This window comes from Rhodococcus sp. PvP016, from assembly GCF_017832185.1.
Lineage (GTDB): Bacteria > Actinomycetota > Actinomycetes > Mycobacteriales > Mycobacteriaceae > Rhodococcoides.
Genome location: NZ_JAFIBH010000001.1, coordinates 2,796,878 through 2,809,033 on the forward strand (window position 1 = coordinate 2,796,878; position 12,156 = coordinate 2,809,033).

9 protein-coding genes are annotated in these 12,156 nt (G+C 67.7%); 5 read left to right on the top strand and 4 right to left on the bottom strand.

Annotated elements, in window-relative coordinates:
- The first annotated feature begins 57 nt into the window (after positions 1–57).
- From JOE30_RS13085 to JOE30_RS13095, 3 genes are all read left to right on the top strand, one after another.
- On the top strand, positions 58–2,187 hold the full coding sequence (locus JOE30_RS13085) for an ATP-dependent DNA helicase UvrD2 (protein WP_204867129.1): 2,130 nt from the start codon (positions 58–60) through the stop codon (positions 2,185–2,187).
- A gap of 89 nt (positions 2,188–2,276) precedes the next feature.
- Entirely contained in the window at positions 2,277–2,534 is a 258-nt protein-coding gene (locus tag JOE30_RS13090; protein ID WP_204867130.1) for a hypothetical protein, read from the top strand.
- Between the two features lie 151 nt (positions 2,535–2,685).
- On the top strand, positions 2,686–3,030 hold the full coding sequence (locus JOE30_RS13095; RefSeq protein WP_371831670.1) for a WhiB family transcriptional regulator: 345 nt from the start codon (positions 2,686–2,688) through the stop codon (positions 3,028–3,030).
- A gap of 23 nt (positions 3,031–3,053) precedes the next feature.
- On the opposite strand, the gene JOE30_RS13100 is transcribed toward JOE30_RS13095, so the two are convergent.
- The 3 genes from JOE30_RS13100 to JOE30_RS13110 form a co-directional block, all read right to left on the bottom strand.
- Complete coding sequence (locus JOE30_RS13100; RefSeq protein WP_204867131.1) at positions 3,054–4,364, bottom strand: AarF/ABC1/UbiB kinase family protein; 1,311 nt, start codon at positions 4,362–4,364, stop codon at positions 3,054–3,056.
- A gap of 83 nt (positions 4,365–4,447) precedes the next feature.
- Positions 4,448–5,329 carry a hypothetical protein gene (locus tag JOE30_RS13105; protein ID WP_239532372.1) on the bottom strand — a complete coding sequence of 294 codons (882 nt, stop codon included), beginning with the start codon at positions 5,327–5,329 and terminating at the stop codon, positions 4,448–4,450.
- A gap of 123 nt (positions 5,330–5,452) precedes the next feature.
- Complete coding sequence (locus tag JOE30_RS13110) at positions 5,453–6,832, bottom strand: zinc-dependent metalloprotease (RefSeq protein WP_204867133.1); 1,380 nt, start codon at positions 6,830–6,832, stop codon at positions 5,453–5,455.
- 133 nt (positions 6,833–6,965) lie between these two features.
- On the opposite strand from JOE30_RS13110, the gene JOE30_RS13115 reads away from it, so the two are divergent.
- On the top strand, positions 6,966–7,991 hold the full coding sequence (locus tag JOE30_RS13115; RefSeq protein WP_204867135.1) for a PDZ domain-containing protein: 1,026 nt from the start codon (positions 6,966–6,968) through the stop codon (positions 7,989–7,991).
- A 17-nt stretch (positions 7,992–8,008) separates the two neighbouring features.
- Here JOE30_RS13115 and JOE30_RS13120 read toward each other — a convergent pair whose 3' ends face one another.
- Positions 8,009–8,647: a PPA1309 family protein gene (locus JOE30_RS13120; protein WP_231476446.1), complete on the bottom strand. Its 639-nt coding sequence runs from the start codon at positions 8,645–8,647 to the stop codon at positions 8,009–8,011.
- Positions 8,648–8,825: 178 nt separating this feature from the next.
- Here JOE30_RS13120 and JOE30_RS13125 point away from each other — a divergent pair, with 178 nt between their 5' ends.
- On the top strand, positions 8,826–11,837 hold the full coding sequence (locus JOE30_RS13125; RefSeq protein ID WP_204867137.1) for a UPF0182 family protein: 3,012 nt from the start codon (positions 8,826–8,828) through the stop codon (positions 11,835–11,837).
- Positions 11,838–12,156: the final 319 nt, after the last annotated feature.

Sequence of the window (12,156 nt, forward strand, 5' to 3'; positions counted from 1 at the left end):
TTCCGATCGGACGGTGGGCGCGCCTGCGGTGTCGGTGCGGGCTGACATGATGACCACGTGAACGACAGGGATGCGGTGGAGGGTCTCGACCCCGAACAGTCGGCCGCCGTGCTCGCTCCGCGAGGCCCCGTGTGTGTGCTCGCGGGTGCAGGAACCGGCAAGACCAGGACGATCACCCGTCGCATCGCCCACCTCGTCGCGGACGGGCACGTCAAGCCGAGTCAGGTCCTCGCCGTCACGTTCACCGCGCGGGCTGCGGGGGAGATGCGCGAACGGCTCCGCGTCCTCGGTATCCGAGGGCAGTCGTCCGACGGGCAGGTGCAGGCGCGCACGTTCCACGCCGCCGCGATGCGGCAGCTCAAGTACTTCTGGCCACAGGTCGTGGGAAACACGGACTGGCGTCTGCTCGACCGCAAGTTCGGTGTCGTCGGGCAGGCCGCCTCCGCTGCCGGCGTCTCGACGTCCACCGACAGTGTCCGTGACCTCGCGGGTGAGATCGAGTGGGCCAAGGCCTCGCTGATCGCGCCCGAGGACTATCCTGCCGCCGCCGCACGGCTGCACCGCGACACCCCGACCGACGCGGATCGTGTCGCCGCGGTCTACGAGGGTTACGAGGAACTCAAGAACCGTGACCCCGACGCGGTGCTCCTCGACTTCGACGATCTGCTGCTGCACACTGCGGCAGCGCTCGAGAACAGCCCGTCCGTCGCGCAGGAGTTCCGCGAGCGGTACCGGTGCTTCGTCGTGGACGAATACCAGGACGTCACTCCGCTCCAGCAGCGTGTGCTGGACGCCTGGCTGGGCGATCGGGACGACCTGACGGTGGTCGGCGACGCCAACCAGACCATCTACTCCTTCACCGGCGCGACGCCGCGGTTCCTGCTCGACTTCTCGCGGCGGTTCCCGGAGGCGACGGTGGTGCGCCTGGAGCGCGACTACCGGTCCACTCCGGAGGTCGTCGGGCTCGCCAACAAGGTCATCGGCGCGGCGAAGGGCCGCATCGCCGGCACACGGCTCCAGCTCATCGGGCAGCGCGCGGCGGGACCGGACCCGACCTTCGTGGAGTACGACGACGAGGTGTCGGAGGCGGCGGGTGTCGCGCGCACCATTCAACGGTTGATCCGTACCGGCACGGCGCCGTCCGAGATCGCTGTGCTCTATCGCATCAACGCTCATTCCGAGGCGCACGAGAAGGCGCTGACGGATCTGGCGATCCCGTATCAGATCCGCGGCGGCGAGAGTTTCTTCCAGCGGCAGGACGTCCGGTCGGCCGTCGCCGCCGTACGGTCGAGTGCGGCCCGTGACGACCTGCCGTCCGACGCGCGCAGCGGGGCCGGCCTGCCTCGGCTCGTGGAAGCGGTGTTGGCTCCCCTGGGACTGTCGGCGACGGAACCCAACGGTGCTCAGGCGCGGGAGAAGTGGGCTGCGTTGCGGGCTCTCGTCGCGCTGACCGAGGATCTCGTCGTCCAGGTACCCGATCTCGATCTCGAGGGACTGGTGCGTGAGTTCGCGATGCGCGCGGAGGCTCGGCACCCTCCGGTGGTGGAGGGGGTGACGCTGGCGTCACTGCACGCCGCGAAGGGACTCGAATGGGACGCGGTCTTCCTCGTCGGTCTCACCGACGGCACTCTGCCCATCAGTCACGCTCTGGGAGACAACAACTCGTCACCCGACGAGGCCGCGGTGGAGGAGGAGCGTCGACTGTTGTACGTGGGTGTGACGCGCGCCCGGGAGCACCTCGAACTGTCCTGGGCGCTGGCCCGCAACGAGGGCGGTCGCAAGTCGCGCCGGCGTTCGCGGTTCCTGGTAGACCTGGTTCCCGAGTCGTCGCCCGCGTCGCGTATCGCCACACCCACCGTCCACAAGAAGCGGCCGGTCTGCCGAGTGTGCGGTAAGCCCGTCATCGGCACGGTGGCCACCATGCTCGGCCGGTGTGAGAACTGCCCGTCCGACGTCGACATCGCCCTGCTCGAATCGCTGCGGACCTGGCGGTCGGAGACATCGAAGGCGCTCAAGGTTCCGGCCTACGTGGTCTTCAGCGACAACACGCTGACCGCCATCGCGGAGCAACGGCCACGCGACGATCGCGGACTCGTCGCGATCCCGGGTATCGGGGCGAAGAAGCTCGAGCGGTTCGGAGCCGACGTGCTGGCGCTCGTCGACGCCCGTCTCTCCGCCACCGAGTGACCGTATCGCCGCAGGTCGAAAATGGGTTGTGCGGTCTGAGGCAGCCGTTTACTGTGTATTTCGTACCGCGCGCCCAGTGAGGGTTTCCGGTGCGTGACCTGCTCGATTCCGACTCGCCGCCGAAGGAGGTGTCACCCGTGGAGATCTACACCACCGCAACGCTTCTGCAGCAGAAGTCTGCCGTCTGCAGCACCGGCATGAACAAAGCCGGAGCAGGCGCAGTCGCCGAAGCAATCGCACTGAGCACGACCGGTTTCGGAGTGGCACCCTTGCCGCGCCGTCACCGCGAGCGCTGGGCGCATCGCGCATCCGTGGGCACCGGAGTCGATCGGGACATCACTCGATAGGCACCGCACAGCATTCCTTCGTCGAAGGCCACGGATTCGCACCTGCGAACCGTGGCCTTCGTCGTGGGACACCCCTCGACGCCGTTCACGGATCTCGCCACATCTGTCGAGTTCGACACCACCGTGAATCGCAGCAGAAGAGGAGAACGACGTGTCACCCGCCACCACCCGGACGACATGCCGCACCGACGACACCACGACCGACCGGTCCGTGGCCACCATCGACGACTTCGTCGCAGATCAGTTGCCGTGCCGCCGAGCCGATCCGGATCTCTGGTTCGCCGAGTCGCCCGACCGTCTCGAACGCGCCAAGCAGTTGTGCGCACACTGCCCCATCAGGTCGGGGTGCCTCGACGCGGCGCTCGACCGTGCCGAGCCGTGGGGAGTGTGGGGCGGCGAGATCTTCGATCAGGGAGTCGTCATCGCGCGCAAGCGGTCTCGCGGCCGTCCCCGCAAGAACCCGGTCACACCCGCACCGTCCGTCGTCTGTGCTTGACGGTCTGTGCGGGTGTCGCCCGGCTATTCGGCGAACCCGGGCATCCACTCGGTGAGAATCGCCATGTACGGGGCATTCGCGTCGAGCTGGGCGCAGATGCCCACCGATCCCAGAAGAACACGGAAGATCACCGCGTACCGCGGCGGCAGATTGAGGGACCGGGCCGTGCGGAACTGCGGGCCGTTGAAGTCCGCGGCCTTGCCGGCCGTGCCCTGCAACCACTGTCGAGTGAAGTGGAACGACTCCGTCTTGATCGGATCGGTGAAGGGGCGGAGGTAGTCGGCTATCTCTCGCTCGGTGACCTCGCGTCCGGGAATCACGAATCCCGTCTCGCGCAACAGTTCCGTCAGCTCCTCGAACTCCTCGTCGCGCGAGAGTCGCACCATACGACCGAGTTCCGGGGGCAGGCCGTCGGGGAGAGTGAGGCACGCACCGAAGTCGATGACGCCGAGTCTGCCGTCGGCGAGCAACTTGAAGTTCCCGGGGTGCGGATCGCCGTGGATGCGCCGGACGCGCTCCGCCGATTCGAAGTGGAAGCGAGCCAGGTTCTCGCCGGCGGTGTTGCGCTGCTCTGCGGTTCCGGTGGCGATGATCGAGGAGAGGGACGTTCCTTCCATCCACTCCGTGATGACCACCTTGGGAGCACTCGCGACGACACGAGGCACGGCGAATCTGTCGTCCCCGTCGTAGACCGCGGCGAAGGCACGTTGATTCTCGCCTTCGATGCGGTAGTCGAGTTCCTCCTCCGTGCGTGCCGACATCTCGTCGAGGACAGCCTTCACGTCTGTACCCGGCACGATGGTGCCGAGAATGCCGACGAAGCGCGACAGCGTCTTGAGATCGGCCTTCAGCGCCTCGTCGGCACCCGGGTACTGGATCTTCACCGCGACGTCGCGACCGTCGGACCAGGTCGCTCGGTGTACCTGCCCGATGGAGGCCGACGCGGTGGCCGTGTCGTCGAAATCGGAGATGCGCGAGCGCCACCCGGTGCCGAGCTGCTGGTCCATCACCCGGTGGACCGTCGCGATCGGCATCGGGGGCGCTTCGGCCTGCAGTTTGGTCAGCGCTTCGCGGTACGGTTCCGCCATCTCCTCGGGTACGGCCGCCTCCATGACGCTGAGGGCCTGACCCAACTTCATCGCTCCACCCTTGAGCTCGCCGAGGACGGCGAACATCTGCTGGGCGGCCTTGGCGCTCAGTTCGGCGTCGATCTCCGCGCGATTTCCGCCCGCGAGTTTGCGTCCGAAGCCCATCGCTGCGCGGCCTGCCATCCCGAGGGGGATGCTGGCCAGCTTGGCTGTCCGGGCGGAACTGCTGCGGGGGATGTCGGGCATGACTCCATCATGGCTGACGATCGGCCGACGCGCCGCGAGCGGTCGAGACCCGTACGCGTATCCGTGACACGTCACACCGTCCGTCACCGACGAGCGCAGGTGCACAACAGGTGACGCGGCCATCGTCGACGGCGGGTGGCCGCGGCGACGAGGTCCACCTCCAAGCTGTGCCCGACAGTCATCGGTGCGGGGGAGTCCGCACGCGCGTCGAGGAACTCGGTGACCTGCGCGACTGCGAACGCCGCGGTGGCGGCGATGGTGGCGCCGCTCGCGGACCCGACGGTGCCGAGGAGCTGCGCGGCGAGGTGCGGCCATTCCCGGTCGTAATCGCATCGTGTCAGCTCGACGCACTCCAGGCAGGGCGTGTGTCCGGGCAGGACTAGCGGACCCACCACGCCGACGCCGTCGCGCAGCCGCACCGGAAGGTGCGGGATCCCGTCGTCCATGAGCACTCGGGCGACTTCAGGGGCGCAGAGCACGGTGTCCGCCACGACAACGCAGTCGACGTCCGCGTGTCTGTGGGGGAGTGACACGTGTCGGCGCTGGACGCGGCCCGTCGGGGACAACCCGATGGACACCGCATCCGACAGGGGACCGCGTCCCAGAACGAGGACCGTGCGGACGGCGGACGACCGCGGACGACGACGTCCGAGAACGCCCAGCCGTTCGAGTTCGGCCTGCACCGCGGTGAGCACTGCCGCGTCGACGCCGAGTTCGGCTGCGCGCCAATACACGTCGGGTATCGACCGTCGTCCGTCCAGGAGACGCAGGACCGAGGCCATGGCGGCCGGTGTCACGCCCTCCGGCGGGGTGAGGACCACGCGGCGCTCGGGATGCCAGCCGACCTGCAGCCGACCGTCGCGGCGCACGAGGAGCGTGACCGACTCGGCCAGGTGCGGAAGGCCGTCCCGCTCGGCGCGCGTGCGGGCGATCTCGGGCGAGCTCGCGTGGCGTGTCTGCGTCATGCGCAGACGATGGCACGCACCACACCGCGGACACGGGTGTCCGGCACCGTTTGTCCACAGGCGTACGGCGCTCCGACCTGCGACGCAGTCACGCGGGCGACGAGAAGACCCAGGTCGGCGGAATCAGACGGGGGTGGGGCCCTCGTCGTCTCCCTCGGCCTTCTTCTCGGCCGCGCGCTTGCGCTCGAACTCCTCGAGCTGCGCGATGGGGTCGTCGAAGGAACCGGTGTCCCCGCCCACGATGCGGTCGATGAAGGACGACGAGTCGTCGAGGTCCGCGGTGTCGGGCAGCAGATCGGGGTGGGCCCACACACCGTCGCGGCCGTCGATACCCGCCGCGTCGGTCAGTCGTCGCCACAGATCGGCTGCTTCGCGCACCTTGCGCGGTCGCAATTCGAGGCCGATGAGCGTCGCAAAGGTCTGCTCGGCCGGGCCGCCGGACGCGCGACGGCGCCGCATCGTCTCCGACAGCGCGGACGCTCCCGGAAGCCGCTCGCCCAGGGCGGTGGTCACCACTGTGTCCACCCACCCCTCGACCAGGGCCAGCAGTGTCTCGAGGCGTTCGAGAGCCGCCTTCTGCTCGGGAGTCGTCTGCGGCTCGAACGCGCCCTGCTGGAGGATCTTCTCCAGCTGGCTCGGATCGGTCAGCGCGGACGGATCGATGCCGCGTGCCGCCTCCTCGATGGCACCGAAGTCCATCCGGATGCCACGCGCGTACTCCTCGACAGTGGCCAGAACGCGCTGACGCAGCCACGGCACGTGCGAGTAGAGACGGTGGTGGGCGACTTCGCGCGCGGCGAGGAACACGAGTACCTCGCGCTCGGGCAGTTCGGTGCCCTCGCTGAACACCGCGACGGCGTCGGGAAGCAGTGCCGCAGTGTCCGAGGGGCCGAGCGGCAGGCCGATGTCGGTCGAGGTGAGGACCTCCTTGGCGAGCTGGCCCAGGGCCTGGCCCAGCTGAGAGCCGAACGCCATGCCGCCCATCTGACCGAGCATGCCGATCATCGGACCGACCATCTGTTGCGCCTCCGGCGGCAACGCGGAGGTCCACATGCCGGAGATCTGCTCGGCGACGGGATCACACAACCGCTTCCACGTGTCGAGCGTGTTGTCCAACCATTCCTGCGGAGTCCACGCCTCGGTGCGCACCGCACCGGCGGGGAGGATGGTGGCCTCGTCGAGCCACTGTTCCGCCAGGTGCGCCGCGTCGACGACGGCGGACTTCGATCCTTCCCGCACGGGGGTGGTCGACCCGATCTGCTGGAGGGCCAGCTTCTTCGCAAGGTCGTAGTTCACCGGTCCGGCCGTGGCACCGGATCCCATCCCGCTGAACATCTGGCCCATCTGCGTGAACATCTGGCCGAGCGCCGCCGGATCGAAACCCTCGGCGCCGAAACCGAATCCACCGGCACCACCTCCGGGCGTGCCGGAGCCGCCGCTCGACCCCTCGTTCTTGTCCGGGTCGTCGTCGGAATTGGAGAATCCGAAAGGCGTGTTGGTCATGGTTCAACGGTACAAGCCGAACACGGGTTCGGCGGCGATGCCGAGTGCGCCGAGCGCGAACACACCGACGCCGCGGGCGACGTCGACGCGTCTCCCCGACAGCGGTGACGGTGTCGTTCTCTACTGTGGTGACGTGAATCGAAGGATCGCGACGCTCCTGGTCGCTCTGTTGCCGGTGGTCGTCCTCGGAGTTCTGGGATCTGCGGTCACTGTTCCGTTCGCGGCCCTCGGGCCCGGACCGACGTTCGACACCCTCGGTGAGGTGGACGGCAAGCCCGTCGTGGACGTCCAGGGCACCGAGGTCGATCGGCCGTCCGGCCACCTGAACATGACGACGGTGGCGGTGCGGGACGAGTTGACGGTGTTCGACGCCCTCGGCCTGTGGCTCAGCGGCAGGCAGGGGCTGGTCCCGCGCGACGAGATCTACCCGCCCGATCGCAGCCGAGAAGAGGTCGAGAACGCCAACCAGGCGGACTTCGCGCAATCCGAGGACAGTGCGGAACTCGCGGCTCTCGATCACCTCGGACTGCCCACGGTGCTCACGGTCGCGCAGATCGGCGACGACAGCCCCGCGGCGGGCGTCCTCGAGGAGGGCGACCGGGTGACCGCGATCGACGGCGCGCCCGTGTCCACTGTGGCCGACGTCCAGAAGGCTGTCGGTGCCGTGAATCCCGGCACGACCATCTCGGTGGACGTCACGCGCGACGGCGCGACGACGACGGAGAACGTCACCGTCGCCGCCCGTCCGGACGACGCCGAGCGCGGCTATCTCGGCATCACCCCGGAGGAGACACCGGACGTGCCGTTCACCGTGGAGTTCAATCTCGCCGACGTCGGCGGCCCGTCCGCCGGACTGATGTTCTCGCTGGCGGTGGTGGACAAGCTCAGTCCCGGCGACCTCAGCGGTGGCGCCTTCGTCGCCGGCACGGGAACGATCGACGCCGACGGCGCGGTGGGTCCCATCGGGGGAATTCCGTACAAGTTGGTCGCCGCTCGCGAGGCCGGCGCGACGATATTCCTCGTTCCCGCGGACAACTGCGCCGAGGCGGCGCCGCGGACGCCGGAGGGGCTACGCCTGGTGAAAGTCACGAGCCTGGACGATGCGATCGGGTCGCTCGACGCTCTGGCCGATGGGGGAGACGCCCCGTCCTGCTCGTGACGATTCGGGTGCGAACGCTAGTAGTCCTCGTCCTCGGGATCCGCGTCGAGCGTGGCGTGGAGTGCCGCGACGACGTTGGGCGCCAAGTTCTCGTACGTCAGTAGCTCCGGCGCCTCGTCGAAACTGCTGTCGTCCTCGTTCTCGGGACGCAGCTGCAGCAGGGCGATGGACGGACCGTCCCGGAGCACGGCGACGATGAGCCGCCCGTCGCGCCGGTCGGGGTGCTCCTCGGCCGTGAGGCGCGCGGCCTGGTCCGCCGCGTCGCGATCAGCCAGGAGCGGAGCAAGGGCGCTGTCGAGATCCGACTCCGCCTCGGGCGGCAGAACGACGATCTCCTCGACCAGTGCGCACCCGGCGACGGAGGCCGGCCAGGTGGTCGTGCCGAGGAACTCGTCGAGCGCGTGCGATCCGCCCGCGACGTCGGCGGGCAACCGCTCCTGGGCGACAGGTGTCAGGTCGGCGCCGTCCTCGAGCTGGTCGAGGAGGCTGGGCTCCGCGGCCGCCAGATCCTCGGTCGGGACCAACGCGAACAACTGAGGCCCCTGGTCCCACCCGCCGGCGTCCACGTAGTCGACGACCTCGCGCACACAGCGGGCGAGGGCGCGCTCGGCGCGGGCGTCCCCGGATTCGGGATCGAACCACTCGCTCCCGGTCACGATGCATCCTCGTTGTCACTCACCGCTCCATCCTCGCATCGAGGGCTAGAGTCGTGGACGTCGCCACGGCGGGACACTCCGCGTTCGAGGGTGTCCGTACAGTGGTCGAAAACGGACATGTGGTGTCGTCACGGTGGTGTCACGAGGCGACGGCGCGCGAGATCTTGGAGTGTGGCACGTGGGCATGAGGCCCCCAACCGGTTTACCGTCGTTGTCGAGACGGAGCCGTACGTTACTGGTCCTGGCGTTGGTTCTGGCCGCGCTGTTGCTCATCGGTCCCCGGTTGGTGGACACGTACACGGACTGGTTGTGGTTCGGGGAGGTCGGCTTCCGCAACGTCTTCACGACGGTGCTCCTCACTCGCGTGATCACGTTCCTCGTCATCGCTCTGCTGGTGGGCGGCACGGTGTTCGGTGCTCTGACCGTCGCCTACCGGTCGCGCCCGGTCTTCGTGCCCACTGCCGGCCCGAACGATCCCATCGCTCGCTACCGCACCACCGTCATGTCGCGTCTGCGCGTGTTCGGCATCGGCATCCCGGTCGTCATCGGTCTGCTCTCCGGCCTTGTCGCACAGGGCAACTGGGTCACGGTGCAGATGTTCCTGCACGGTGGGTCCTTCGGAGTGCAGGATCCTCAGTTCAACCTGGACGTCGGCTTCTACGCCTTCGATCTGCCGTTCTACCGGTCGATCCTCAACTGGCTCTTCGTCGCCGTCGTCATCGCCTTCTTCGCGGCACTGGTCACGCACTACATCTTCGGCGGCCTGCGTCTGAGCGGCCGCGAGGGTGCGCTGACCAAGTCGGCGCGCATCCAGTTGGCCGTGCTCGCCGGAACGTTCGTCGTCCTCAAGGCGGTGGCGTACTGGTTCGATCGCTACGCACTGCTGTCGAGCAGCCGTAAAGAGCCCACGTTCACGGGCCCCGGCTTCACCGACATCAACGCCGTCCTACCCGCGAAACTCATCCTGCTGGCCATCGCCGTCATCTGTGCGGGTGCCTTCTTCGCGGCGATCTTCCTACGCGATCTGCGGATCCCGGCACTCGCCACCGCGCTTCTCGTCCTGTCGTCGATTCTCGTCGGTGCCGTCTGGCCGCTGGTCGTCGAGCAGTTCTCGGTGCGCCCCAACGCTGCCGACAAGGAGCGGGCGTACATCGAACGGAACATCGAGGCCACTCGAGATGCCTATGGCATCACGGACGAGAAGGTGACGTACGAGGACTATTCGGGAGACGGCACAGCGTCTCCGCGTGACGTTCCGGCGGATCAGACCACCATCGCCAACACCCGTCTGCTGGATCCGAACGTGCTCTCTCGCACTTTCACTCAGCAGCAGCAGCTGAAGAACTTCTACGGATTCCCGTCCACATTGGACGTCGATCGGTACGAGATCGACGGTGAACTGCAGGATTACATCGTCGCGGCACGAGAGCTGGAACCAGCCAGCCTGTCCGGGAACCAAACCGACTGGATCAACCGCCACACCGTCTACACCCACGGGAACGGCTTCGTCGCCGCACCGGCGAACAGGGTCAACGCGGCAGTGCAGGAGGGATCTGCTGGAGACTCGAACAGCAACTCGGGATACCCGATCTACACGGTCAGCGACCTCGCGTCGCAGGCCGCGGGTGATCAGGTCATTCCGGTGGAGCAGCCGCGCATCTACTACGGCGAGGTCATCGCGTCGTCCAACCCCGACTACGCCATCGTCGGTGGCAGCGAGGGCTCGGAGGGCCGCGAGTACGACACCGACACCTCCCGCTACACCTACACCGGTTCGGGTGGCGTCAGCATCGGCAACTGGTTCAACCGATTGGCGTTCGCGGCGAAGTACACCGAGCGCAACATCCTCTTCTCGGGCGCCATCGGCGACGACTCGAAGATCATCTTCAACCGCGATCCCCGTGAGCGCGTGCAGAAGGTCGCACCGTGGCTGACTGCCGACGGCAATTCCTACCCGGCCGTGGTCGGTGGGAAGATCGTCTGGATCGTCGACGCGTACACCACTCTCGACCAGTACCCCTACGCACAGCGCAGTTCGCTCGAGGGACTGGTGCAGGACAGCATCGACGCCAACACTGGTCGATTGCTCCCGCGTGACGAGGTGTCCTACATCCGTAACTCGGTGAAGGCCACCGTCGACGCCTACGACGGGTCGGTGAACCTGTACCAGGTGGACGACAACGATCCCGTCCTCGCAGCGTGGATGGGCGCGTTCCCGGGTGCAGTCCAGCCCGAGTCGGCCATCTCCGATGAGTTGCGTCAGCACTTCCGCTACCCCGAGGACCTGTTCAAGGTTCAGCGCGAGATGCTCGCCAAGTACCACGTCAACGATCCCGGCGAGTTCTTCACCAACAACGCGTTCTGGTCGGTTCCCAGCGACCCGACCATCGAGGGTGGCACCAACCTCAACCAGCCGCCGTACTACGTCCTGATCGGTGATCCGGACACGGGGCAACCGTCGTTCAGGCTGACCAGCGCCATGGTGGGCTTCAACCGCGAACTGTTGTCGGCATACATCTCGGTCAAGTCCGATCCTGACGGCTACGGCGAGTTCACGGTGTTGCAGTTGCCCACCGCAACGCAGACTCAGGGGCCGCAACAGGCCCAGAACTCGATGATCTCGGACACCCGAGTGGCGTCCGACCGGACACTTCTCCAACAGTCCAACCGCATCCAGTACGGCAATCTGCTGACGCTGCCCATCGCCAACGGCGGAATCCTGTACGTCGAGCCGCTGTACACCGAGCGCAACACGACGAATACGTCGACGTTCCCGCAGCTGTCCCGCGTTCTCGTGAGCTATCGCGAGCCCGGCGCTGGTGGCGGTGTCCGTGTCGGGTACTCACCGACACTGGCTGGTGCACTGGAGCAGGTGTTCGGTGCCGAGACCGGAAACGTTGCCACGGCTCCGGGCGGCGACGCGGCTACTCCTCAGGCAGAGGAGGAGGTCGGTTCACCGAACTTGGGGAACACGGGCTCAGCTCCGACTCAGGGTCAGGGGACCCCGGCACCGTCCACTCCTTCGACGAGTGCACCTGCGCCCGCTGACCGGGGTGCGGCGGTGACCAATCTGGATGCCGCGTTGGAAGCAGTGCGGACCGCGCAGCAGTCGGGAGACTTCGCCCAGCTCGGTACCGCGTTCGACAACCTGCAGCGCGCGATCGACCAGTACAACAGCACGGGCGGATAGCCGGCCCCGCTCCACGCGACGCCCCGCCCTCGACTCATGAGGGCGGGGCGTTGCTGTGTGGTGGCTCGGCTGGGCGCACTCGCTGTGGTGGGCGCACACCCTTTCCGGCCGGCTGCTGGGGGTGCGCGGTTCGTGCTCGGGGTGTGCACACGCTGTGTAGTGCCGGTGCGTAGTGGGTCGATGAAGGGCGCACCGATGCAGCCGGCCGAGCGCACACCCGTCGTGGCGGGCGCACACCCTTTCCAGCCGGCTGCTGGGGGTGTGCGGTTCGCGGAAGGGGTGTGCACACCCGCATCGCCGTCTACGCGGTGCAGTAAAG

What these genes read in the sequence shown, in the direction of transcription:
- JOE30_RS13110 (WP_204867133.1), bottom strand. Translation starts at nt 6,832, where the DNA reads ATGACCAACACGCCTTTCGGATTCTCCAATTCCGACGACGACCCGGAC.
- JOE30_RS13105 (WP_239532372.1), bottom strand. Translation starts at nt 5,329, where the DNA reads ATGACGCAGACACGCCACGCGAGCTCGCCCGAGATCGCCCGCACGCGC.
- JOE30_RS13100 (WP_204867131.1), bottom strand. Translation starts at nt 4,364, where the DNA reads ATGCCCGACATCCCCCGCAGCAGTTCCGCCCGGACAGCCAAGCTGGCC.